Genomic DNA, 23,656 nt, shown 5'->3' on the forward strand with positions numbered 1-23,656 from the left:
GACCGGAGCAGGTCAGCGTGCGGGTCGCAGGTCGATCCCGATCCCGTTGGGGACCGCGCGTTGGCGGCCGTCGGACGGCCTGTTCAGCACACCGAGCACGCCGTCCGCCCGGGGCGCGACCATCGTCGAGGACCCCCCGCCGTCGAGGTTGAGCGCGTCGTCGGCGCCGAGCGATCGCATCAGGGTCGCGAGCTCGACCATCGTCATGCCACGGCTCGATGCGGATCGGCCGTCGACGACGACCAGGAACAGCAGGTTCTCGTCCCGGTCGTGGCCGACGGCCGTCCGTGGGTGCATCCATCGGTCGTCTCCCGCGCGGACGACGCCGTCGCGCAGGAGGAAGGCGTTGCTGGTGATCGCCATGCGCGGCCGCGCCGGTGCCCGCACGCTGATCGTGACTCGTTGCCCGACGCGGAGCCGCGCCAGCGCGTTCGCGGCGTGACCCTGTCCGACGAGGACGTGCCCGCTCAGGCGGCGTCCTGCGGTGAGGGTGCGGCTGACCCGGGTCACTCTGCCGCCCCGGACCTGCACCTCGCGGACATGGGTTCCCGAGGGCAGGCCGAGCACCGCCCGGCCCGCGAGCGGGCCCCAGGCTGAGGTGTAGAGACCGATCTCGCCGCGAGGGACGGTCGGGGAGTTGAGGCGCGTGATCGCCAGCGGGGTCCGGCTCCGTACTCGTGCCTCGAGGGCCACCGGACCGAAGACGGGACGGCGGTCGCGCCCGATCTGGAACCCGGCGTTGGGCCGACCGATGGTGCCGTGGCGCACGCGCCCGAGATCGACCCCGAGCCCCAGGGGCGCGCCGAGACCGCCGATGTCGAAGAAGTCGCCGTTGACGCCGACCACGGCCCGGTTGCTCCGGACCAGCCCGACCACACCCTTGCGGTCCCGGACGTCTCCGGCCTTGAGATAGCGGACGCGCAGCCGATCGACGTCGAGGTCGGCGGTGATGACCTGGACCCGGTTGGGGCCCCGGGCATCACTCTGCCGCCAGCGCCGGAAGGACAGCCCGGGGCGGATCGACCAGCCGACCTCGTCCTCGACGACGGGCACCCCGCTGCGCAGCAGTCCCGCGAACGGCACTGGCTCGCCCGGCAGGCCGTCGGAGGTCTGGCTCGCGCCCCGGTCCGACCCGCGCGAGGTGTGGTGCTGGTCGGCCCCGGCGGGCAGTCGTGTCGGTCCCACCGACCCCCCGACCACGAGCATCGAGACGATCAGCGCCGAGGCTGCCCTGCTCGTCCGCCGCACCCGCAAAGCCTAGGCAATCCCTGACCGCGTCGTCAGGCGTTGCTCAGGTCGGCCGCCATGAGCCGTCGGGTCGCGTCCGCGATCACCTCGGGGCGCTTGCAGAAGGCCCAGCGCACCAGGTGTCGACCGGCGCCCGGCCCGTCGGGGTCGTCATAGAAGACCTCGAGGGGCACCGCCACCACGCCGGCGCGCTCCGGCAGCGCCAGGCAGAACTCCCGTCCGCTGGACCAGCCGAGGTCGGCGACGTCGCTGGTCACGAAGTACGTCCCCTGCGCCGAGTACGTCGCCAGCCCGGCCCCGCGCAGACCGGCGACGAGCTCGTCCCGCCGGGCCTGCAGCTCGACCGCGAGCGTGGCCGGGAAGTCCGGTGCCTCGTCGAGGGCGGCGGCGACCGCCGGCTGCAGCGGCGCGCCGGAGGTGTAGCTCAGCCACTGCTTGGCCGCGGTCAGCGCCGCCACCAGCTCGGGTGGCCCGGTCGCCCAGCCGACCTTCCATCCGGTCACGGAGTAGGACTTGCCCGCGCTCGACAGCGTGAGCGTGCGCTCGGCCATGCCGGGCAGCGTGCTGATCGGGACGTGCGCCCGGCCGTCGAAGGTCAGGTGCTCATAGACCTCGTCGGTGACCACGAGGAGGTCGTGCTCGATCGCGACCTCGGCCACGGCGCCCAGCTCGCCGGCGTCCAGCACCCGCCCGGTGGGGTTGTGCGGGGAGTTGAGCAGGAGGAGCCGGGTTCGCGGTGAGACGGCGGCCGCCAGCTCCGCCGGGTCGAGCCGGAAGTCGGGGGCGCGCAGCGTGACCGGGCGTCGTACTCCTCCTGCGAAGGCGATCATCGCGTTGTAGGAGTCGTAGGACGGCTCGAGCACGATGACCTCGTCGCCGGGGTCGACCAGCCCCAGCAGCGCGCCCGCGATCGCCTCGGTGCACCCGGTCGTGACGGTGACCTGGGTGTCCGGGTCGAGCTCGATGCCGTAGTGCCGCTGCTGGTGGCGCGCGATCGCCTGGCGCAGCGCCGGGATGCCGATGCCGGGGGCGTACTGGTTGGCTCCGCCGCGGATCGCCTGGACCGCGGAGTCGAGGATCAGCGCGGGCCCGTCGGTGTCGGGGAAGCCCTGGCCGAGGTTGATCGCGCCGGTCCGGACCGCGAGGGCGGACATCTCGGCGAAGATCGTGGATCCCATGCCGGCGACCCGACGGGCGGGGGAGTGCATGGAGCCGACAGTAGCGAGACTGGATAGCCTCGGAGCGTGACGACCACGGACACCGGCCTCGCTGCCGACATCGACGCCGCCTGCCGCCTCACGGGCGAGTTCACCCTCCGCTCGGGCCAGGTGAGCAACGAGTACTTCGACAAGTACCTCTTCGAGGCCGACCCGCAGCTCCTCGCGCGGGTCGCACGCGAGGTCGCGCAGCTGCTGCCGCCGGAGATCGACCTGCTCGGCGGCCTGGAGATGGGCGGCATCCCGATCGCGACCGCCGTCAGCCAGCTCGTCGGGATCCCGGTGATCTTCGTGCGCAAGAAGGCGAAGGAATACGGCACGGCCAAGCTGGCCGAGGGCCCGTCGTACGACGGCAAGCGGGTCGTGCTGATCGAGGACGTCATCACGACGGGCGGCGCCGTGCGCGACGCGACCAGTGCGCTGCGCGAGGGCGGCGCCGTCGTCGAGACGGTCGTCTGCGCGATCGACCGCAGCCCCGGTGACGCCAACCCGCTCGCCGACGTCGGCCTCGAGGTGCGCGCGGTGCTCACCAAGGCCGAGCTCGACGTGGCGCGGGCAGCTTCCCGGGTCTGAGCTACTCGGCGGGCGCGGGCCCCGAGATGTTCATCAGCCAGTTGGTCCCGAAGCGGTCGACGAGCATCCCGAAGGTGTCACCCCACGGCGCCTGGCTGAGCTCCTCGTGGATGGTGGCGCCGTCGGAGAGACCTGCCCACCAGCCGCGGAGGGTGTCCTCGTCCTCGGCGGCACCGGCGAGGCTGACCTGGGCCGGCACCGGCTCGCCGGGGACGTGCCCGGGGTGGTCGGCGCCCATCAGCACGAACGAGTCGCTGACGGTCAGCGCCGAGTGCATCACCCAGTCGACCTCGGCCTCGGCGACGCCCATCGCGGTGCCGCCCATGTCGGCGAAGGTCATCACGTCGAGCTGGCCGCCGAAGACGGAGTGATAGAACTCCATCGCCTCGCGGGCCTGGCCGCGCCAGTTGATGTAGGGGGACAGGTACGCCGTCATGTCGGCTCCTCGGGTCGATCGGACTGGTGCAGGGTCAGACCCGGCACGGTCGCCGGACTCATCGGACCGGCCGCCGCGTCCACGGATCGAGGCTGTCAGTCGTGCTGCGTGGTGTCCATGCCCGCGATGTCGCGGTCGGGGACGCCGTCGCCGTCGTTGTCCTCGGCGGCCTTGCCGGACGTGCGCTTGTGGCGCCACCACTCCCACGCGATCGGGACCGCGGAGAAGGCGAGGATGATGAGGATCGTGTAGTCGATGTTCTCCTCGAGGAACGGCCCGAGCACGGGGACCCGGCCCAGGAAGTAGCCGAGGAACAGGATCGAGGCGACCCACAGCACCGCGCCGATGGCGCTCCACTTGAAGAAGCGGCCCCGGTCCATCCGGGTGACGCCGGCGACGACCGTGACATAGGTCCGCACGAAGGGCACGAAGCGTCCGATCACGAGCGCCTTGTTGCCGTGTTTGTCGAAGAACGCGCTGGTCTGGTCGAAGTACTTGCGCTTGAGGATCCGGCCGTCGCGCTCATAGATGGGCGGCCCGAGCTTGCGTCCGATCTCATAGCCGGCGACGTTGCCGAGGAAGCCGGCGAGCGCGAGCAGGGTCAGGGCGAGGGCGAGCTCGAGGAGCCGCGGGCCGGGGAAGAGGTCGATCTTCTCGGTGGCGATGAAGATGCCCAGTGCGAAGAGCAGGGTGTCGCCGGGGAGGAACGGGAAGAACAGCCCGCACTCGACGAAGATGATCAGCACCGCGAGCCAGAAGAGCTCGGACTGGAACTGCTCGAGGAGCCAGTCGGGCTCCATCCACTTCATCCCCAGCAGCATCGGAACGAGCAGCGGGGTCACGACCGGCGGGTGCACGACGACAAACTACCTTCCGGTGCCCAGCAGTGTGGCCGATAGGTGGTCGACAGCTGGTCGACAGCTGGTCGACAGCTGGTCGATAGGCTGCCGAGGATGTCAGACGTCGAGGAGCAGCGGGCGCCGTACGACCCGATGCCGCACGGTCCTCCCGAGGTCGGGGTCGGCCCGTGGGAGGGACCGCGGCCCTCCGGACCCGGCTCCGAGGTGTACGACGAGGAGCTGCTCGCCACGGGCGATCGCCGCAACGTCGTCGACCGCTACCGGTACTGGTCGATGGACGCGATCGTCGCCGATCTCGACACCCGCCGGCACGGCTTCCACGTCGCCATCGAGAACTGGCAGCACGACTTCAACATCGGCACGATCGTCCGCTCCGCCAACGCCTTCCTCGCCGCCGAGGTGCACATCGTCGGCAACCGGCGGTGGAATCGGCGGGGGGCGATGGTCACCGACCGCTACCAGCACGTGCGGCACCACCCGACGGTCGCCGAGCTGCACGCCCACCTGGCCGAGATCGGGGTGCCGCTGCTCGGGATCGACAACCTGCCCGGCTCCGCCCACCTGGAGACGATGGACCTCCCCGAGCGGGTCTGCTTCCTCTTCGGGCAGGAGGGGCCGGGCCTGTCCGAGGCGGCGCGCGAGGCGTGCGACGGCACCTTCTCGATCGCCCAGTTCGGCTCCACCCGGTCGATCAACGCGTCGGCCGCCGCCGCGATCGCGATGCACTCCTGGGTGCGCCAGCACGCCGACCTCGGCGGCGACGAGGCCTGGCGGGGCTGACCGCCACCACAGGCTGACGGGACCGCCCGGGTGCGGTCAGTCGCAGGCGGTCGACTCGCCGTCGACCACCAGGGCGACGGTGGCGACCGTGTCGAGGCCCTCGGTCACGGCGGCCGTCGCGACGGAGCAGGTGTCCTCGGCGTCCTCGGGGGCGTCGTCGAGGAAGGCGTAGAAGTAGGGCATCCCGGAGGAGTCGATGCAGAACCGGACGTCCTCGGTCTCGACCGCCTCGCCGACCTGGTCGGCGATGTCGCGGGCCCAGTCGACGTCGTCGATCTCCTGCGGCCCGGCGGCGTCCTCCGCGGGCGGCTCGGTGCAGTCGACGAGGGAGATGCCGTTGTCGTCGCGGGTCGGCGACGGCGCAGGATCGGCGTCCTTCTCGCCGTCCCCGTCGCCGCTGCAGCCGGCGAGGAGCAGGGACCCGAGGACGGCGGCGGTGGCGAGGGCCGAGAGGGAGCGCATGGCCAGAACGCTACGAACCGCCACGATCCGCCCGGGCATTTGTTGCACCGACTTGCACTCGGGCGCAACAAAGGGTGCAGGGTAGGTTGAGCCCCGTCACCCGACCCTGCCCAGGAGCGAGCCAGCATGCCCATCGCCACCCCGGAGAAGTACGCCGAGATGCTCGACGCCGCCAAGTCCGGCGCGTTCGCCTTCCCGGCCATCAATGTCTCGTCGTCCCAGACCCTCAACGCGGCGCTCCAGGGCTTCGCCGATGCCGGCTCCGACGGCATCATCCAGGTCTCGACGGGTGGCGCCGAATACCTCTCCGGGCCCAACGTGAAGGACATGGTCACGGGCTCGGTGGCCTTCGCCGCCTATGCCGCCGAGGTCGCGAAGAACTACCCCGTCAACATCGCCCTGCACACCGACCACTGCCCGAAGGACAAGCTCGACGGCTTCGTCCGGCCGCTGCTCGCCCTCTCGGCCGAGCGCGTCGCCCGGGGCGAGGCGCCCCTCTTCCAGTCGCACATGTGGGACGGGTCCGCCGTACCGCTGGAGGAGAACCTGTCGATCGCCAGCGAGCTGCTCGAGAAGTGCATCGAGGCGAAGATCATCCTCGAGATCGAGGTCGGTGTGGTCGGCGGCGAGGAGGACGGCGTCGAGAACGAGATCAACGAGAAGCTCTACTCCACCCCCGAGGACGCCATCGCCACCGCGAAGGCGCTCGGCCACGGTGACCGCGGCTACTACATGACCGCGCTGACCTTCGGCAACGTGCACGGCGTCTACAAGCCCGGCAACGTCCAGCTCCGTCCCGAGGTGCTGAAGGCCGCGCAGGAGGCCGTGGCGACCGAGTTCGGGCTCGGCGCCGGCGCCAAGCCTTTCCACCTGGTCTTCCACGGTGGATCGGGCTCCACTCCGGAGGAGATCGCCGCCGCCGTCGACTACGGCGTGGTGAAGATGAACGTCGACACCGACACCCAGTACGCCTTCACCCGGCCCGCGGCGGCCCACATGTTCAACAACTACGACGGCGTCATCAAGGTCGACGGCGAGGTCGGCAACAAGAAGGCCTACGACCCGCGCGCCTGGGGCAAGGCCGCCGAGGCCGGCATGGCCGCCCGTGTGGTCGAGGCCTGCGAGAACCTGCGGGCCGCGGGCAAGACGATCGGCTGAGGTGACTGCTCCACTGCCGACCACCGCGGACGTCGACCGGGCCGCCGAGCTGCTGGCGCCGGTGATCCCGCCGACGCCACTGCAGCGCGCCGACCGGCTGTCCGCGCTGACCGGGCTCGACGTGTGGCTCAAGCGTGAGGACCTCACGCCCGTGCGCTCCTACAAGGCGCGCGGCGCCTTCACCGTGCTCGCCGGCCTGTCGGAGGAGGAGCGGCTGCGCGGGGTGACGTGCGCGTCCGCCGGCAACCACGCGCAGGGCGTCGCCTTCGCCTGCGCCCGTGCCGGCGTGCGGGCGACGATCTTCCTGCCGCGCACCACCCCGCGCCAGAAGCGCGACCGGGTCGCCGCGCTCGGGGGCGACGTCGTCGACGTGGTGATCGCCGGCGAGGCCTACGACGACGCCGCGGTCGCCGCCGCCGAGTTCGCCGCCGCGTCCGGCGCGACCGTGATCCCCGCCTTCGACCATCCCGGGATCGTTGCTGGTCAGGGCACGGTGGCCGCGGAGGTGCTGGCGCAGACCGCCGCGCTGGGCTGGGTCCCCGACGCGTTCGTGCTGCCCGTCGGCGGCGCCGGCCTGATCGCCGGGTGCCTCACCGTGCTGGGCGAGCGCCTGCCCGGCACCCGGGTGATCGCGGCCGAGCCGGCCGGTGCCGCGTCCCTGGCCGCGGCGTTGGATGCAGGCGGTCCGGTCGAGCTGGAGACCGTCGACCCCTTCGTCGACGGCGCCTCGGTCCGGCGGGTCGGTGACCTCACCTATGCCGCGGTGGCCGACGCGCGGGCGCTGGTGGACCTGTCGGCCGTCGCGGTCCCGGAGGGACTGATCTGTGTCGAGATGCTCGACCTCTACCAGGTCGACGGCATCATCGCCGAGCCCGCCGGTGCCCTGGCCGCGGCGGCGCTGCGCCTCGACCCGGTCGCCGACCGCCTGATCCCCGGCTCACGTGTCGTGGTCGTGGTGTCGGGCGGCAACAACGACGTCTCCCGCTATGCCGACATCGTCGAGCGGGCGCTGGTGCACGAGGGGCTCAAGCACTACTTCCTCATCGAGTTCCCGCAGGAGCCGGGCGCGCTGCGCCGCTTCCTCGACGAGGTGCTGGGGCCCGACGACGACATCACCCTCTTCGAATACACCAAGCGCAACAATCGCGAGACCGGTCCCGCGCTCGTGGGCGTCGAGATGCAGCGCGCCACCGAGTTGCCCGCGTTGCTCGCCCGGATGGAGTCCTCGCGCCTGCGGGTCGAGAAGGTGCCGCCGGACAGCCCGCTGTTCGGTTTCGTCCTGAGCTGACGGCCGACCGTCAGCGCTTCCCCGGTGGCCGGGGAGCCCGCGAGGGGCGGGCAGGCATGAACGGCCGTCAGCCCAGCAGCTCGTCGTACGCCGTCGGGCTCGAGTCGCGCAGGAAGCTCGCGCAGCGCTCCCACTCGTCGGTCTCGCCGATCGCGCGGGCCGCGATCGCGAGCAGCCCGAGAGCGCGCAGGAAACCACGGTTCGGCTCGTGCTCCCACGGCACCGGCCCGTTGCCCTTCCAGCCGTTGCGACGCAGCGTGTCGAGCGAGCGGTGGTAGCCGACCCGGGCGTAGGCATAGATCGTCACGTCGTCGGCACCCTGGTCGCGGGCCTGCTCGGCGAGGGTCGCCCAGGCGAGGGGCGAGGCCGGGAGGCGGCGTACGACGGCAGCGGGCGCCTCGCCGGCCGCGAGCAGCTCCGCGGCGGGATCGACGGGCAGGTGCGTGGGCGGGGGGCCGGCCATCAGGTCGGCGCCGGGCGTGATGCTCATGCGCCCATTGTGTCCCCCTGGTCGCACGATGTCGGCGCGCGGGTGTTGACTCGGCTCGTGACCCAGAGCGCACCCCCGCAGGACGACAGCACCTCCGAGGTGACGAACCCGTGGCCGGCACTGTGGGCCCTGGTCATCGGGTTCTTCATGATCCTGGTCGACCTGACGATCGTGACCGTCGCGACGCCGACGATCATCGAGGACCTCGACGCCTCGGTGAACGACGTCGTCTGGGTGACCAGCGCCTACATGCTGGCCTACGCGGTGCCCGTCCTCATCACGGGCCGGCTCGGCGACCGGTTCGGCTCGAAGAACCTCTATCTCGCGGGCCTGACGGTCTTCACGCTCGCCTCGCTGTGGTGCGGCCTGACCACGACGGTCGAGGCCCTGATCGTCGCGCGGATCGTGCAGGGCTTCGGAGCCTCGATGATGACGCCGCAGACGATGGCGATCATCACCCGGATCTTTCCGCCGGCCCAGCGCGGCAGCGCGATGGCCGTGTGGGGCGCCACCGCCGGTGTCGCGATGGTCGTGGGCCCGATCCTCGGTGGGGTGCTGACCGACGGTCTCGGCTGGGAGTGGATCTTCTTCGTCAACATCCCCGTCGGCATCGTCGCCTTCGCGATGGCGTGGCGGCGCGTCCCCGCCCTGCCGACGCACGCCCACAGCTTCGACTGGCTGGGCGTCGCACTCTCCGGCGCCGCGATGTTCCTGCTCTGCTTCGGCATCCAGGAGGGTCACCAGGAGGACTGGGCAGGCTGGATCGTCGCGATGATCACGGCCGGCGCCGTCCTGCTCGCGATCTTCATCCTGTGGCAGCGCCTCAACCGGGCCGAGCCGCTGGTGCCGTTGAGCCTGTTCAAGGACCGCAACTTCTCGGTGTCCACGGTCGCGATCGCCTGCATGGGCTCGATCGCTGCGGCCTTCGGCTTCCCGTTGATGCTCTACGCCCAGGCGGTCCGGGGCTATTCGCCGACCGAGGCCGCGCTGCTCATGGTGCCGATGGCCGTGATGTCCATCTTCCTGGCCCGGCCGATCGGCAGGCTCACCGATCGACTGCACCCGCGGCTGATCACCGGCTTCGGCTTCGCGGTCAGTCTCTTCGGCTTCCTGCTGCTGCTCTGGCGGCTCCAGCCCGACGTCGCCGTCTGGGAGCTCGGCGTGGCGATGGGCGTCGTCGGCGTCGGCAATGCCTGCATCTGGGCACCGACGGCCGCCACCGCCAACCGCAACCTGCCGATGAGCCTCGCCGGCGCGGGCGCGGGCGTCTACAACGCCACCCGCCAGGTCGGCTCCGTCCTCGGGGCCGCCGCGATCGCGGTGCTGATGGACAGCAGGCTCGCGCACTACCTCCCCGGTGCCGCCGCGCACGGTGACGCGGGTGCGGACAAGATCGCCGACCCCCACGCCGCCGCGCTCTTCAGCAACGCGATGCAGGACGCCTTGTGGCTGCCGGCCTCGATGTACGCCGTCGGGCTGGTCGCCGTCCTCTTCTACGAGGCGCCGAAGCACGCGGGGTTCGGCGGGGCGCCGGTCGCGGCGCCGGCGGCGGGCATCAAGGAGTGAGCAGGGAGCGCACCTTCTCCGGACCCAGGGCCGCGAAGAGGGTGGGCAGGCGGGGTCCACGCTCGGCGGCGACGAGCAGCTCGTAGAGCAGCTTGAAGAACGCCTTCTGGTCGGCCTTCACCTCGTCGGTGGGCGCGTCCTCCACGGACAGGCCGCGGACGAGCTTCGGGACGCCGTAGATGATCGTGGTCAGCTCGTCGGTGCCGAAGGCCTCGGGCAGCCCGTCGAGCAGGAGCCCGAGCCAGCGCGACTCGTCCTCGGACAGTGAGCCGAGCCGGTCCAGGTCGGCCGCCTCGCGCACGGTGGTTCGCTCCTCCGGGTCGACGTACGACGTGATCCACGTGGCGGCCTTCGTCAGCCGCGGCTCGAGGTCGGCCTCGGCGGCGCCCACCGTGCGGGCGGTGATCTCGCGCGACCCGGCCGTCACGTCGGCGACGGACGACAGCATGCGGAACGGGACGACGACGGCCGGCGTCGGCAGGGTGCCGGCGGTCGACGTGGCGGACGCCCGCTCCCACGCCAGCACCGCGGCGTCCCGCTTCTCCGGTATCGCGGCCTTCTTGCCCAGTGCGTCCCACTCGTCATAGAGCCGCAGCACCTCCTGACCGAAGTCGACGTTGAACGCCTGCTTCGGCTGCCGGCGGACGTAGAGCCAGCGCAGGATCGGTGCCTCCAGGATCCGCAGCGCCTCGGCGGCGGTCGGGACACCGCCCTTCGACGACGACATCTTCGGCATGCCCGCGACGCCGACGAACGAGTAGCCGACGAACGACGGGGCGGTGCCGCCGAAGACGGGGCCGACGATCTCCTTGCCGACGGTGTAGGACGACCCGGGGGAGGCATGGTCGACGCCGCCGGGCTCGAAGTGGACTCCCTCGAACGTCCAGCGCATCGGCCAGTCGACCTTCCACACCAGCTTGCCCTCGTCCTGCGTCGCGACGTTGGTGACGTGGGACTCGCCGCACGCGTCGCAGGTGTAGGCGAGGTCGGTGCTCGCGTCGTCGTACGACGTGAGGGTGACGGTGTCGCGACCGCAACCGCGGCAGTAGGGCTTGTAGGGGAAGCGCGCCAGGTCGTCCGAGGCGCCGTGCCCGGCCTCCTCCTCGGCGGTGGACTCGACGGACTCTGTGTCGTCCATGCCTTCGGCGTCGACCGGCGCGGCCTTCTTGGTGCGGAAGCGCGCCATGACGGTCTCGATCTCGCCGCGCTTCTCGATGGCGGTGAGGATCTGCGAGCGGTAGGTGCCCGCGCGATACATCTCCGTCTGGTTCACCTCGACCATGTCGCAGCCGAGCTCGGCGAGCGCGGCGCGCAGCGGCGCCTTGTAGCGCTCGGCCCAGCTGGGGAACTCGCCCGTGGGATCGGGGACGGCGGACAGCGGCTTGCCGATGTGCTCGCTCCACGACGGGTCGACGCCGGCGGGGACCTTGCGGAAGCGGTCGTAGTCGTCCCAGCTGTGCAGGTGACGCACGGTGATGCCGCGGCGGCGGATCTCCTCGACCACGAAGTGCACGGTCAGGAACTCGCGCAGGTTGCCGAGGTGGATCGGCCCCGAGGGGCTGATGCCGGACGCGCAGGTGACGACGTCGGGCAGGGTGCCGCCGTTGACCTGCTCGGCGTGCCGGAGCGCCAGGTCGGCGGTCCGGGTCACCCAGTCACTGGGGGCCTGCTGCTGGTTGCCCTGCTGGTTGCCCTGGTGGTTGCCCTGCTGGTTGCGCTGTCCTCGTGCCACGGGTCCCAAGACTAGGGCGCGATCAGCGGGGGACCACCATCGAGTACGCCGCCGGCAGGACCCGCCAGCTGCGGGCACGGACAGGCCCGTCGATCTCCCCGTCGCTGTTGCACTCGAAGGCGGTCCCGGCGATCCGGACGGTGCGGCCGCGCACGATGCGGACGTCCGCGTGCTCCTCGTGCCGCGCGAACGGCAGCCGGAGGAGATAGCCCAGTCGCGCCGCCCGCGAGACCGGCGTGGCCACGAGCACGTCCACCTGGCCGTCGTGGGGCACGGCGTCAGGGGTGAGCTCGGTGCCGCCGCCGACCGAGGCGCCGTTGCCGACCGCGACCATCAGCACCTGCTCGTCCACGTCCACGACGACCGCGTCGTCGACCTCGACCAGGACGCGCAGGCTCGGCGGGCGGAGTGCCGTCTGCAAAGCGCCGATCGGGTAGCCGAGCCGGCCCAGGTTGACCTTGCCGACGCCGATCGACCCCAGCCGCTCCTTCCACTGCGAGCCCATCCGCCCGGCTGCCGCACCGGCGCCGACGTGGACGTTGTTGACTGTGACGTGCTCGTCGTCATCGACGACCAGGTCGGTCGGCCGGGTGTGGCCGGCGACGACGAGCTCGGCGGCCTCGCACGCGTCGAGCGGGATGTCGAGGGTGCGGGCGAAGTCGTTGCCGGTGCCGAGCGGGATCAGCCCGATCGTCCGGCCGGCCAGGTCGTCGCGGTCGTGCAGTGCCTGGACAACGGCGTGCACGCTGCCGTCACCGCCGGCGACCACGATCGTCCGATCACCGGCTCCGGCCAGGACGTCGTTGAGCTCGTCGGGTCCGGAGGTCGCGACGACCTCGACCTCGGCCTGCCCCTGCAGCACCGCCACCGCGGCGGTGAGGGACTCCTGGTTCGCCGTACCCGCGTCTGAGTTGGTGATCACGAGCATCGATCGGTCACTGGCCACGCGGTCAGCCTAGGGGTCTACGCCGGGACCACCATCGAGTAGGCCGCCGGCAGCACCTGCCAGGTGCGCTCGCCCACCGGGCCGCTGAACTCGCCGTCGCTGTTGCAGTCGAAGGGGGTCCCGCTGACGGTGATCGAGCGGCCGCGGACGAATCGTGCCTCGGCGTGGGTCTCGTGGCTGCCTGCCTGCAGGCGCAGCACGTAGCCGACCTGGTCGAGCAGGGAGGCCGGGGTCGCGATGAGTACGTCGACCAGACCGTCGTGCGGGTCGGCGTCCGGTGTCAGGGCGGTGCCGCCACCGACCGTGGGTCCGTTGCCGACGGCGACCATGAGGATCTTCTCGTCGGGCTCGGCCACCACCTCGCCGTCCACCTCGATCCGCAGGTTCAGCACGGGCGGGCTGATCGCGGTCTGGAGGGCGCCGATCGGATAGCCGAGCTTGCCGAGGTTGGTCGGTCCCAAACCGATGTGGCCCAGGTTGGCCGGTCCGAGGCCGACGGGACCGACGCCCACGACACCGCTGACGACCTGCAGCCGCTTCTTCCACCGGGCGCCGCGCTGGCCGGCGTCGGCGCCGGCACCGATGTGGACGTTGTTGACGGTGACCTGACCCTCGTCGTCGACGATCAGGTCGGTGGGCCGGCTGTGTCCCTCCAGGACGATCCGGGCGGCCTTGCGCGCACTGCGCGGGATGCCCAGGGCGCGGGCGAAGTCGTTGCCGGTCCCGAGAGGCAGCAGGGCGAGCGTGCGGCCCGCCAGCTCGCCGAGGTCGTGCAGGCACTGCACGACGGCGTGGATGCTGCCGTCGCCGCCAGCCACGACGACGGTGCGCTCGGCGGTTCCGGTGAGCGCGCCGGACAGCTCGTCGAGGTCGCGGGTGCTGCGGACCTCGACCCAGGCCTCCTCCCGCAACACCGTCAGCGCCTTGTTGATCGCCTCCCGGTCGGCGGAGCCGGCCGCGCTGTTGGTGATCACGAGGAGCTGCTGGGGCACGACATCAGGGTAGGCCCGCGACGGCCTACAGTGCGGGCACATGGGGACCTCTCGCCGCTGGACCGCCCGCGAAGTGATCGACCTCGTGCTCGACGAGGGCTCCTACGAGTCGTGGGACGAGCCGGTCGACATCAGCGGGCACCACGCGGACTACCAGGCCGAGCTGCGGGCCGCGGCGGACAGGGCCGGCACCGACGAGTCCGTGCTCACCGGACGCGGCACGGTGCGCGGACGGCCGGTGGCGTTCGTCGTCAACGAGTTCCGCTTCCTCGCCGGATCGATCGGCGTCGCCGCGGCCGAGCGGATCGCGTCCGCCGTACGACGGGCGACGGTGGAGGGCCTGCCGATCCTCGCCAGCACGGCGTCCGGCGGCACCCGGATGCAGGAGGGCACCCGCGCCTTCGTGAAGATGATCGAGATCTCCCGCGCGCTGGTCGAGCACCGCGCCGCGGGCCTGCCCTACCTGGTGCAGCTGCGCAACCCGACGACCGGCGGCGTCTATGCCTCCTGGGGATCGCTCGGTCACGTCACCGTCGCCGAGCCGGGCGCACTGGTCGGCTTCCTCGGCCCGAAGGTCTTCGAGGCGCTCAACGACCAGGCGTTCCCCGACGGCGTCCAGCTCGCCGAGAACCTCGCCGCCAAGGGCGTCATCGACGCCGTCATCGCCACCGAGGACCTGCCGGCACTGGTCGACGCAGCGCTCGGCGTCGTCGTCGACCCCGCCGTCCACCCGCAGCTCGAGCGCCGCGAGCCGGTCGTGCCCGGCACGTCGGCCGACCACCACGTCTGGGAGGACATCGAGCACACCCGCGACCTCGAGCGCGCGGGCGTCCGCGACCTCCTCAAGTACGGCGCCTCGCCGGCCACGATCCGTCTCCGCGGCACCGACGAGGGCGAGCGCGACGACACCGTCCTGATCGCCCTGACCCGTCTCGACGGCCAGCCCTGCGTCCTGGTCGGCCAGGACCGGACCCGCCAGACACCCGACAACCCGATGGGACCGGGTGCCCTGCGCGAGGCACGCCGCGCGATGCACCTCGCGGAGTCGCTGCGGCTGCCGCTGGTCACCGTCGTCGACACCCCCGGCGCCGAGCTGTCGCCCCAGGCGGAGGAGGGCGCGATCGCCGGCGAGATCGCCCGATGCATCGCCACGCTCGTGTCGATGACCGTGCCGACGGTGTCGGTGATCCTCGGCCAGGGCTGCGGGGGCGGGGCGCTCGCGTTCCTCCCGGCCCGTACCGTCGTCGCGACCTCGCGGGGTTGGCTCTCGCCCCTGCCGCCCGAGGGGGCCAGCGTCATCCGCCACGGCGACACCTCGCACGCCGCCGACATGGCCGCCGACCAGGAGGTCGGCGCGCTCAGCCTCCTCGCGGACGGCAACGTCCACGTCGTCGTACCGGAGCTGGACGCGGACGACGCCGAGACCCTCGCCCGCGCGGTGGTCGCGGAGGTGGCGCACCAGCTGGCGAAATAGCCGGTCGTCGAGGAGGCCGCCCGCGGCCGTCACGAGACGTGGCGAGGTCGGCGAACTCTGCTGCGTAGTCGCAGGGGTTTCGAGACGCGTCGCTCAGTTCCTCGCTTCGCTCGGGTCTGAGCCGACGCTCCTCAACCTCGATCGCTGGCGGCCCCTTCGCAAGCTCAGGGGCCGGCGATCAGATCCTCGCCCGACCAGAACGCCCGCATGGAGGTGATCCTCGCGTCGTCGTCGAAGGTCATCACGTCGATGGGGGCGAGGGTGTAGGTCGCGTCGCCGGCGGTGGTGACGAGCTCGAAGGCGAAGGCCGCCTCGTTGCCTGCGATCCGCACGTGCAGCAGCTTCGCGGTCTGCTCGAGCCCGTCGAGGGCGCCGTAGAACTCGGCGATGGACGCAGCCGTGGTGCGGACCTCGGAACCGACCGGGTCCTCGACGGTCGCGCCGTCGGCATAGAGAGCGACGACCTCGGCCGACGTGCCGGTGGCGACGAGGTCGACGTACTGCTGGATGGTCTCGAGGATCTTCTCGCGGCTGGCGCCCACTGCTGCTCCTGAAAGTAGAACGTGTTCCTGTTTCGCTGAATCTAGTCCTTCCCTCGCGATTTGGTAACGTTGCGCCGCAAGAGAGCCCCGGTCCTTGCCGGGGCTTCTTGCTTGACCGACACCAACAACAAGTGGTGCGTTGAGCAGCCGGCCCGGTTCGCCCGGGACGGAGGGACTCCGTCCGTGCGAAGGAGCAACCGAGATGCCTGCAATCGTGATCGTCGGAGCCCAGTGGGGTGACGAGGGCAAGGGCAAGGCGACCGACCACCTGGGCAGCCAGGTCGACTACGTCGTCAAGTTCAACGGCGGCAACAACGCCGGCCACACCGTCGTCATCGGCGAGGAGAAGTACGCCCTCCACCTGCTGCCCAGCGGCATCCTCACGGCCGGCTGCACCCCGGTCATCGGCAACGGCGTCGTCGTCGACATCGACGTGCTCTTCCACGAGATCGACGGCCTCGAGGCTCGCGGCATCGACACCTCCTCGCTCAAGCTCAGCGCCAACGCGCACGTCATCGCCGACTACAACCGGACCATCGACAAGGTCACTGAGCGCTTCCTCGGCTCCCGCCGGATCGGTACGACGGGCCGCGGCATCGGCCCCACCTACGCCGACAAGATGAACCGGATCGGCATCCGGATCCAGGACCTCTTCGACGAGAAGATCCTGACCGCGAAGGTCGAGGGCGCGCTCGAGCTCAAGGGGCAGCTGCTCACCAAGATCTACAACCGCCGAGCGCCCTCGGTGCAGCAGACCGTCGAGGAGCTGCGCGGTCACGCCGAGCGGCTGGCGCCCTACGTCTGCGACACGGGCCTGCTGCTCAACGAGGCCCTCGACCGCGACGAGGTCGTGCTGATGGAGGCCGGCCAGGCCACGCTGCTCGACGTCGACCACGGCACCTATCCGTTCGTCACCTCCAGCAGCGCCGTCTCCGCGGGTGCGTGCACCGGCACCGGCATCCCCCCGACCCGGATCGACCAGGTCATCGCGATCGCCAAGGCCTACACCACACGCGTCGGCGAGGGCCCGTTCCCGACCGAGCTGCTCGACGGCCCCGACGGCAAGGGCGAGTTCCTCCGCAAGGCGGGCTTCGAATACGGCACCACGACCGGCCGGCCGCGTCGCTGCGGCTGGATGGACACCGTGATCACCCGCTATGCCGCACGCGTCAACGGGGTCACCGACTTCGTGCTGACCAAGCTCGACACCCTCACCGGCCTCGACGAGCTCCCCGTCTGCGTCGCCTACGACGTCGACGGCGTCCGTCACGACGAGATGCCGGTCAACCAGAGCGACTTCCACCACGCCGTGCCGATCTATGAGAACCTCCCCGGCTGGACCGAGGACCTCTCCGGCTGCCGCAGCTTCGAGGACCTGCCGAAGGCCGCGCAGGACTACGTCGAGTTCGTCGAGGCGCGCTCCGGCGCGCGGATCTCGGTCGTCGGTGTCGGTCCCGAGCGTGAGCAGGCTGTGGTCCGCCACCCACTGCGCTGACCGGAGAAGGCAGGATGAGCCTGCCCCGACCGGGTATGGGCGGGTGGGACGTCCGAGATGGGGAGGGGCGCACGTGGTTGAGCTGCCCACGGTGGTGGTCGTCGACGACTCCGCTGAGTTGCGGTCGATCGTCGCGACGCGCCTGCGCGCGTCGGGGCTCTTCGACGTGGTCGCCGAGGGCGCTGACGGCGGACAGGCGCTTCTGCTGGCCGACCAGCACCAACCGTCCCTGATGCTCCTCGACACCTCGATGCCCGTCCTCGACGGTCTCGAGTGCCTGCCGCTGGTGCTGGCGGTCTCCCCGGAGACGAAGGTCGTGATCTTCACCGGGTTCGAGGGGCGCGACCTCGCCGAGCGGGCGCGGCTCCTCGGCGCCGTGGACCTCATCGAGAAGTCGGTGCCGTTGGAGGCCGTCGTCGAGCGTCTCTGGGCGCACGTCGGGCACGGCGCCGCCCCTTCCGGCCGGACGCCGCAGCAGCGGGGCGGTCTGCGGGTGGCGGGGGGCGACGATCGCGAGACCGCCCGGGAGCAGGCGGCCCTCGACGAGCACCTCGAGCGCTATCGCGAGCTCTTCGACCAGGGCGCCATCGGCATGGCGACCATGACCCTCAACGGCACGATCGTGCGCGCCAACCGGGCGTTGGCCGACATGGTGCAGCGCTCCGGCGCCGAGCCGTTCGACCTCGTCGGGCTCGACTACGGCGTCCTCACCCGGCACCACGGCGACGACCTCGACGACGCGCTGACGCGGGTCGCGGAGGACGACGACGTCGTGTCCTTCGAGCACCCGATCGGCAGTGACGGGGAGATCCGCACGGTCCGGGTCACCCTCACCCCGATCCGTGACTCGAAGGGCGCCGCGCTCTATGTCTTCGCGCAGATCCAGGACGTCTCGGCCGAGATCGAGCTGCGCCGCAGCGAGGAGATCTTCCGCCAGCTGGTGACCGCGGTGAAGGACTACGCCATCTTCATGCTCGACGTCGACGGGATCGTCGCGAGCTGGAACGCCGGTGCACAGCACATCAAGGGCTACACCGCCTCGGAGATCGTCGGACAGCACTTCCGGGTGTTCTATCCGGCGGCGGAGCAGGAGGCGCGCCACCCCGAGCACAACCTCGAGGCCGCGTTGCGCGACGGCGTCCACGCCGAGGAGGGTTGGCGGATCCGGCGCGACGGCAGCATGTTCTGGGCCCGGGTCGTCATCACCGCCGTCCACGACGACGCCGGCCAGCACCGCGGGTTCGCCAAGATCACTCGTGACCAGACCGAGCAGCGCGCCCACGAGGAGGAGCGTCGCCGTGCCATGGAGCAGCAGGCCCACCTGCTGGCGGTGACGGCCCACGAGTTGCGGACACCGGCGGCCGTCATCGACGGCGCCGTCGGGCTGCTGCGGGGCGGTGCCCGTCACGACCCGGCCGAGGAGGCGGCCGTCCTCGACGCCATGTCGTCGACGGTGCTGCGACTGCAACGCCTCGCCACCGACCTGCGCACGGCGTTCGACGTCCAGGCCCAGGCGCTCGCCCTCGCGCCCGAGCCCGTGAGCCTGCGCTCGCTGCTGTCAGCGGCTGCCGACCGCGCCCACGCCGCCCACACGGAGGCCCGGATCCAGGTCCGCATCGAGGGGGACGCCGAGCTGGTCGCCGATGCGGGCCGCGTCGGCCAGGCGCTCGACAACCTGCTCGACAACGCCGCCCGTCACGGCCGCCCACCGATCGTGCTCTCGGGACATCGCACGAGCGAGGGGGTGCGGATCGTCGTCAGCGACTCCGGGCACGGCGTCGAGCCCCGGCTCGCCAGCCGCCTCTTCGAGCGGTTCGCCCACGCCGGCGCCACCGCCGGCACGGGCCTCGGTCTCTACCTGGTGCGCGAGATCGCCCGCCTGCACGGCGGCGAGGCGAGCTACGTCCCCGCCGACGAGGACCAGAAGTCAGCTTTCGTGCTCGAGTTGCCGTCCTCGCCGCAGATCCCCCGCTTCCAGGCGTACTGATCGGGCGCGTCAGGGCACGATCTGCGGCAGCTCCTCGCACAGCGCGCAGCCGAGCACGGCCCAGGTGACGGGCTCGGCGAAGCGGCCTTCGTCGGCGATCAGCACGCCGAGCGCCGCGGAGGTCTCGTCGTTGAGCCGCACGAGATCGGCGTCGCCGTCGCCGTCCACGTCGGAGGCCCCGTAGCGGTGCGGCGGCAGACTGCCGCCGAACTCCTCGACGTAGGCGTCCCACTCGGCGGAGGTCCCGGCCGCGTCCCGTGCGATCACGAGCTCGCCGAACCGGTCGTCCGCGAGGTCGGCCACCCCGATCTGGCCTGCCCGGCCCGCGACGGCGACCAGTTCGTCGACGTCGTCGCCGTCCACGTCGGCCGCCAGCCAGCTGGACTCGCCCCAGGTGTGGGACAGCACGGGGACGGCGCCGGTGTCGGTGAAGCGGCCGTCGTCACTGCGGAGCAGGTGGAGCTCGCGGGTCGTCGCGCTGCCGATGTGGAAGATCGCAGCGAGGTCCTCGTCGCCGTCGCAGTCGAAGTCGCCCGCGGTGACGACGTCCGCGTCGACGTCCGGGCCGTCCCACCACGACGTGAGCTCGCTGAAGGCCTCGCCGTCGGACAGTGCCACCTGGATGTTCGATGCGCCGGGGCGGGTGCCGTCCATGACGAGGTCGTCGAGTCCGTCGCCGTCGACGTCCGCGAAGACCGGGACGCCGGCCCAGGACGTCTCGTCCTCGGTCTCAGCGACGGTGACCTGCGTCAGTGAGCCGTCGAGGGCGACGATCCGGAGCACGATCCCGCCCGCGCTGGTCGGCGGCACCTGCCACGCCGTCTCCGTGATCCCGTTGCCGTCGACGTCGGCGAGCGCCGGTACGCCGATCTCCGCCACCGCCGGTGTCGAGACCTCCAGCCGGCGACCCGTCGAGCGGGCCAGCGCGATCAGGGCGTCGCCGCCGTCGGACTCCCGCTCGATGACCGTGACGTCGCCGAAGCCGTCGCCGTCGATGTCGCCCTCGATCCGGTCGGGCTGCGCGCCTGGGCTCGAGCTGTCCGACGGGTTCGGATCACCCTCGTCGTCGGCGAGGAGTCGTGATCCCGCCCAGACGGCCGCCCCGCTGATCGTGAGGACGACGGCGAGGGCCGTGGCGATCAGTGCGGTGCGCGCCTTCCGCGAGCGACGCCGTCCGGAGCGGGGCAGTGTCGGCGGTGCCACCGGCGGAGGAGCTGTCGGTGCCGCCGCACCGGCCGGGCCTCCGGGGCCGTACGGCGCAGCGGGGCCGTTCGGCGCACCGGACAGCCGGTGCCGCGGCGCGGCCGCGGCCAGGGCCTCGAGCTCGGTCCGCGCGGCCGTTGCGTCCGCGGGACGGTCGCCGCGCTGCTTGGCCATCAGTCGCGCCAGGCAGGCGTTGAGCTGGGTGATGAACGGGTCGTCGCCGACGAGCTGGCGGACCGGCGACTGGGCGTGGGCGATCGCCATCTGCACGTCGGAGCCCGCATAGGGCGGCGCGCCGGTCAGGCAGGTCCAGAGCAGGCAGCCGAGGGAGTAGAGGTCGGTGCTCGCATCGGCCTGCGCCCCCTGGGTGCGCTCCGGCGCCAGATAGGCCCAGGTGCCCGCGACGGCGCCGGTTGCGGTGAGGCCGGCCGAGTCGCCGCGCGCGATCCCGAAGTCGCACAGGTAGGCGTGGACGTCGGGCGTGCCCGCGCCGCGCACCAGCACGTTGGCGGGCTTGACGTCACGGTGGACGACGCCGGCCCGGTGCGCGTCGCCGAGCGCGCGGGCGACCTGGGCACACAGCGTCAGCGCCTCCTGCGGCGACAGCGGGCCGTGGTCGGCCAGCAGTTGCGCGAGGTCGGGGCCGTCGACGTACTGCGTGACGATGAAGGGAGTACCGTCGTCGGTGTCGTCGTGGTCGAAGATCGCGATGATGTGGGACGAGTCGAGACCGGCCAGCACCGTCGCCTCGGCGTGGAAGCGGCTCAGGAAGGCGGGAGCGGCGTCGTGGACGGCGGTGATCATCTTGATCGCAACGGTCCGACCGATCCGCACGTCGGTCGCCGCGAGGACGACGCCCATCGCGCCACGACCGATCTCACGGTCGATGCGATAGCGACCGACGATCTCACCGGGGCGGGGCATCGCCATGCTCAGCGTCCTCCCGTGCTCGACACCAGCTGGAAGGTGTCGCTGCAGCGCTCGCCGCCTGAGCCCTCCTCGCTACAGGGCAGCGTGGCCCAGACCGTCGGGCCGCTCAACGTGCCGTCCTCGGCGCGGTAGACCTCGACCGCCATCGCGTCGTCGCCCTCGGGCCGCAGGAACACCACGTCGTCGTCGCCGTCGCCGTCGAGGTCGGAGACCTCCCACAGGTCGGGCCGCAGGTAGTAGGCCTCGTAGCCGGTCGACCGGAAGCGCCAGTCGGCTGCCTGGTCGGCGGGCGCCTCCCAGACCGGCTCGGCGACCGCAGCCGTGCCCTCGGCGTCGAACCGGGAGGCGGCCAGGCCCCGCTGTCCGGCATAGATGAGCTCCTCGGGGCCGTCGCCGTCGAGATCGGCGCTGACCTGGTGGTTGGCGGCGAATCCCTGCCGGCGGTGCTTGACCTCGGGGCCGACCAGCTCGAAGGAATCCGTGGTCGAGCGGAGCGCCTGGAGACGGTAGGTGAAGCGGAAGTCGGGGGTGAAGGTGGCGAGGTCGACCGCGAGATCCTCGAAGCCGTCGCCGTCGAGGTCGACGAGGTGCGGGAAGTAGTTGCCGTCGAAGACGGGCCCCTCCAGCCACGTCGTCGGGTCCTCGAAGCCGCCGTCGCCGGCGAGGGCGACGTCGATGACGGCAGGTTGGCCGTCGATCGGCACCTCGTTGACGAAGGCGAGGTCGTCGCGTCCGTCGTGGTCGAAGTCGGCCACGAGCGGGGTGTCGCCGTTGGTCCAGTCCGCCAGCGGCCACGCGGCCTCCCACGGCTCACCCTCGGCCGGGAGGACGTCGATGTGCACCGTGGCGTCGGCGACGCTCGACCAGATCTCGTCGTGGCGACCGTCGCCGTCGACGTCGCCGAGCACCAACCGTCCCTGACCCTCCGTCCACACGGCGGGAGCGGTCACTGTGGACTCCGCCGCGTCGAGGGAGACGCCGTCGGAGGTCAGCGTCCACCGCACGGCCGGCTGCAGCTCGGGCGTGAGTCGCAGCACGGTCAGGTCGCCGAGACCGTCGCCATCGAGGTCGCCGGCCGTCGGCGGCAGAGCCGACCCGGTGGTGGTCGGACGGTCGCCGGTCGCCGCGGTGTCCTCGTCCGAGCTGTCGGGGTCGTCGTGGAGAGCGAGGGCGATCCCGACGCCGGCGACGACCACGGCCAGGGTCACCACGCCGGCTATCAGCACCGTGCGTGAGCGCCTCCTCGGCGTCGGTGACGCCGGCGGGGCCGGGCTGCCCGGTGGAATGGTCGGGGCGAGGGATGCGGGAGGCGCCGTCGGACGGGGACCCAGGGGTGCGACGGCAGGCCGTTCGACGGTCGGAGTGCGCGACGGCGCGGTCGGCACCTCGGGACCAGTGCTGCTGGTGCTGCCGGCGAGCCGTTCGAGCTCGTCCCGCACCGACCGGGCATCCGCCGGCCGATCGGCGGGGTCCTTCGCCAGCAGCCGCCGGAGCAGCGCATTGATCCCCGTGGTTCGGTCGTCGCGGGCTCCGTGCTGGTCCGCGACCGGCAGCTGCGGGATCGGTGCCTGCGCGTGGGCGATGGCGACCTCCGCCTCCACGCCGGGATACGGCGGCAGGCCGGTCAGGCACGACCAGAGCACGCAGCCGAGGGCATAGAGGTCGCTGGCCGGTGTCGCCGGAGCCCCGTCGGCCCGCTCGGGCGCCAGCGTCGACCAGCTCCCGAGCACCACCCCGGCGCCGGTGCGGCGCGGTCGGTGGGCGGCGCGGGCGATGCCGAAGTCGCACAGGTAGGCGTGCTGGTCGGCGGTCCCGGGGGAGCGCACCAGCACGTTCGCGAGCTTCACGTCGCGGTGCAGCACGCCGTGCCGGTGGGCCTCGTCGAGACCGCGCGCCACCTGGCCGCACAGGCGCAGGGCATCGACCACGGCCAGTGGCCCGTGGGCGCGCAGGTGCGTGCCGAGGTCCGGCCCGTCGACGTACTGCATGACGAGGTGGGGGACCTCGCCGTGCACGTCGTGGTCGATGATCCGCACCACGTGCGGGGAGTCGAGCCGTGCCAGGATCGCGGCCTCGTCGTCGAAGCGGTGCAGGAACTCCGGGTCGTCGAGGGCCAGGGTGAGCACCTTCAGGGCGACGGTGCGATCGAGGCGGGTGTCGGTGGCCGCGAACACCACGCCCATCCCGCCGCGCCCGATCTCGCGGTCGATGCGAAAGCGTCCGATCTGGTCGCCGACCTCCGGCACGCGCATGTGGGACCACCCCCGAGTCTGGTCG

20 protein-coding genes are annotated in these 23,656 nt (G+C 71.9%); 8 read left to right on the top strand and 12 right to left on the bottom strand.

The window, feature by feature from the left end; all coding sequences use genetic code 11:
* Nucleotides 1-12 precede the first annotated feature (12 nt).
* On the bottom strand, nt 13-1,248 hold the full coding sequence (locus E9934_RS15445) for a phosphodiester glycosidase family protein (protein WP_136563793.1): 1,236 nt from the start codon (nt 1,246-1,248) through the stop codon (nt 13-15).
* Nucleotides 1,249-1,280: 32 nt separating this feature from the next.
* A complete protein-coding gene (locus E9934_RS15450) occupies nt 1,281-2,456 on the bottom strand; it encodes a pyridoxal phosphate-dependent aminotransferase (protein WP_136563794.1) in 1,176 nt (391 codons plus the stop codon).
* Nucleotides 2,457-2,492: 36 nt separating this feature from the next.
* Between E9934_RS15450 and pyrE the strand changes: the two genes are divergently transcribed.
* Nucleotides 2,493-3,038 (top strand): orotate phosphoribosyltransferase, encoded by a 546-nt coding sequence (pyrE, locus tag E9934_RS15455; protein ID WP_202977340.1) that lies wholly within the window; start codon nt 2,493-2,495, stop codon nt 3,036-3,038.
* A 1-nt stretch (nt 3,039) separates the two neighbouring features.
* Here pyrE and E9934_RS15460 read toward each other — a convergent pair whose 3' ends face one another.
* Nucleotides 3,040-3,474, bottom strand: a complete 435-nt coding sequence (locus E9934_RS15460; protein ID WP_136563795.1) for a VOC family protein — start codon at nt 3,472-3,474, stop codon at nt 3,040-3,042.
* Nucleotides 3,475-3,569: 95 nt separating this feature from the next.
* Nucleotides 3,570-4,331 (bottom strand): DedA family protein, encoded by a 762-nt coding sequence (locus tag E9934_RS15465; protein WP_238694994.1) that lies wholly within the window; start codon nt 4,329-4,331, stop codon nt 3,570-3,572.
* Between the two features lie 96 nt (nt 4,332-4,427).
* On the opposite strand from E9934_RS15465, the gene E9934_RS15470 reads away from it, so the two are divergent.
* Nucleotides 4,428-5,114, top strand: coding sequence for a TrmH family RNA methyltransferase (locus E9934_RS15470; RefSeq protein ID WP_202977341.1), 687 nt, complete (start codon nt 4,428-4,430; stop codon nt 5,112-5,114).
* Nucleotides 5,115-5,150: 36 nt separating this feature from the next.
* Here E9934_RS15470 and E9934_RS15475 read toward each other — a convergent pair whose 3' ends face one another.
* Nucleotides 5,151-5,576 (bottom strand): hypothetical protein, encoded by a 426-nt coding sequence (locus E9934_RS15475; protein ID WP_136563796.1) that lies wholly within the window; start codon nt 5,574-5,576, stop codon nt 5,151-5,153.
* A 126-nt stretch (nt 5,577-5,702) separates the two neighbouring features.
* Between E9934_RS15475 and fbaA the strand changes: the two genes are divergently transcribed.
* Nucleotides 5,703-6,734, top strand: a complete 1,032-nt coding sequence (fbaA, locus tag E9934_RS15480; protein ID WP_136563797.1) for a class II fructose-bisphosphate aldolase — start codon at nt 5,703-5,705, stop codon at nt 6,732-6,734.
* A 1-nt stretch (nt 6,735) separates the two neighbouring features.
* Nucleotides 6,736-8,022, top strand: coding sequence for a threonine ammonia-lyase IlvA (ilvA, locus tag E9934_RS15485; RefSeq protein ID WP_136563798.1), 1,287 nt, complete (start codon nt 6,736-6,738; stop codon nt 8,020-8,022).
* 67 nt (nt 8,023-8,089) lie between these two features.
* Here ilvA and E9934_RS15490 read toward each other — a convergent pair whose 3' ends face one another.
* The gene (locus E9934_RS15490; protein WP_202977342.1) at nt 8,090-8,512 is read right to left on the bottom strand and encodes a DUF3151 domain-containing protein; all 423 of its coding nucleotides are present in this window, start codon (nt 8,510-8,512) and stop codon (nt 8,090-8,092) included.
* Between the two features lie 57 nt (nt 8,513-8,569).
* Between E9934_RS15490 and E9934_RS15495 the strand changes: the two genes are divergently transcribed.
* Nucleotides 8,570-10,078: a DHA2 family efflux MFS transporter permease subunit gene (locus E9934_RS15495; RefSeq protein ID WP_275106639.1), complete on the top strand. Its 1,509-nt coding sequence runs from the start codon at nt 8,570-8,572 to the stop codon at nt 10,076-10,078.
* Here the strand turns inward: E9934_RS15495 and lysS are convergent.
* Genes lysS through E9934_RS15510 form a run of 3 tightly spaced genes read right to left on the bottom strand, consistent with a single transcriptional unit; the run spans nt 10,068 to nt 13,748 of the window.
* Nucleotides 10,068-11,810: a lysine--tRNA ligase gene (gene lysS / locus E9934_RS15500; protein WP_136563799.1), complete on the bottom strand. Its 1,743-nt coding sequence runs from the start codon at nt 11,808-11,810 to the stop codon at nt 10,068-10,070. The genes E9934_RS15495 and lysS overlap by 11 nt on opposite strands.
* Nucleotides 11,811-11,832: 22 nt before the next feature.
* On the bottom strand, nt 11,833-12,756 hold the full coding sequence (locus E9934_RS15505) for a diacylglycerol/lipid kinase family protein (protein ID WP_238694995.1): 924 nt from the start codon (nt 12,754-12,756) through the stop codon (nt 11,833-11,835).
* Between the two features lie 17 nt (nt 12,757-12,773).
* A complete protein-coding gene (locus E9934_RS15510) occupies nt 12,774-13,748 on the bottom strand; it encodes a diacylglycerol/lipid kinase family protein (RefSeq protein ID WP_238694996.1) in 975 nt (324 codons plus the stop codon).
* Nucleotides 13,749-13,788: 40 nt separating this feature from the next.
* Between E9934_RS15510 and E9934_RS15515 the strand changes: the two genes are divergently transcribed.
* Nucleotides 13,789-15,222, top strand: a complete 1,434-nt coding sequence (locus tag E9934_RS15515; protein ID WP_136563800.1) for a carboxyl transferase domain-containing protein — start codon at nt 13,789-13,791, stop codon at nt 15,220-15,222.
* A 164-nt stretch (nt 15,223-15,386) separates the two neighbouring features.
* On the opposite strand, the gene E9934_RS15520 is transcribed toward E9934_RS15515, so the two are convergent.
* Entirely contained in the window at nt 15,387-15,764 is a 378-nt protein-coding gene (locus tag E9934_RS15520; protein WP_136563801.1) for a nuclear transport factor 2 family protein, read from the bottom strand.
* 202 nt (nt 15,765-15,966) lie between these two features.
* Here E9934_RS15520 and E9934_RS15525 point away from each other — a divergent pair, with 202 nt between their 5' ends.
* On the top strand, nt 15,967-17,259 hold the full coding sequence (locus E9934_RS15525) for an adenylosuccinate synthase (protein WP_136563802.1): 1,293 nt from the start codon (nt 15,967-15,969) through the stop codon (nt 17,257-17,259).
* Between the two features lie 73 nt (nt 17,260-17,332).
* Nucleotides 17,333-19,246, top strand: a complete 1,914-nt coding sequence (locus E9934_RS15530; RefSeq protein WP_158295025.1) for a sensor histidine kinase — start codon at nt 17,333-17,335, stop codon at nt 19,244-19,246.
* A gap of 9 nt (nt 19,247-19,255) precedes the next feature.
* Here E9934_RS15530 and E9934_RS15535 read toward each other — a convergent pair whose 3' ends face one another.
* The gene (locus tag E9934_RS15535; protein WP_136563804.1) at nt 19,256-21,379 is read right to left on the bottom strand and encodes a serine/threonine-protein kinase; all 2,124 of its coding nucleotides are present in this window, start codon (nt 21,377-21,379) and stop codon (nt 19,256-19,258) included.
* Between the two features lie 2 nt (nt 21,380-21,381).
* Entirely contained in the window at nt 21,382-23,631 is a 2,250-nt protein-coding gene (locus E9934_RS15540) for a protein kinase domain-containing protein (RefSeq protein WP_136563805.1), read from the bottom strand.
* Nucleotides 23,632-23,656 lie beyond the last annotated feature (25 nt).

Source organism: Nocardioides caeni (genome assembly GCF_004912195.1).
GTDB classification, from domain to species: Bacteria; Actinomycetota; Actinomycetes; order Propionibacteriales; family Nocardioidaceae; genus Nocardioides; species Nocardioides caeni.

Excerpts from the sequence above, each read along its gene's own strand:
- E9934_RS15540 (WP_136563805.1), bottom strand. The coding sequence starts at position 23,631 with ATGCGCGTGCCGGAGGTCGGCGACCAGATCGGACGCTTTCGCATCGAC.
- E9934_RS15460 (WP_136563795.1), bottom strand. The coding sequence starts at position 3,474 with ATGACGGCGTACCTGTCCCCCTACATCAACTGGCGCGGCCAGGCCCGC.
- E9934_RS15490 (WP_202977342.1), bottom strand. The coding sequence starts at position 8,512 with ATGAGCATCACGCCCGGCGCCGACCTGATGGCCGGCCCCCCGCCCACG.
- E9934_RS15470 (WP_202977341.1), top strand. The coding sequence starts at position 4,428 with ATGTCAGACGTCGAGGAGCAGCGGGCGCCGTACGACCCGATGCCGCAC.
- fbaA (WP_136563797.1), top strand. The coding sequence starts at position 5,703 with ATGCCCATCGCCACCCCGGAGAAGTACGCCGAGATGCTCGACGCCGCC.
- E9934_RS15515 (WP_136563800.1), top strand. The coding sequence starts at position 13,789 with ATGGGGACCTCTCGCCGCTGGACCGCCCGCGAAGTGATCGACCTCGTG.
- E9934_RS15525 (WP_136563802.1), top strand. The coding sequence starts at position 15,967 with ATGCCTGCAATCGTGATCGTCGGAGCCCAGTGGGGTGACGAGGGCAAG.
- E9934_RS15450 (WP_136563794.1), bottom strand. The coding sequence starts at position 2,456 with ATGCACTCCCCCGCCCGTCGGGTCGCCGGCATGGGATCCACGATCTTC.
- E9934_RS15535 (WP_136563804.1), bottom strand. The coding sequence starts at position 21,379 with ATGGCGATGCCCCGCCCCGGTGAGATCGTCGGTCGCTATCGCATCGAC.
- E9934_RS15475 (WP_136563796.1), bottom strand. The coding sequence starts at position 5,576 with ATGCGCTCCCTCTCGGCCCTCGCCACCGCCGCCGTCCTCGGGTCCCTG.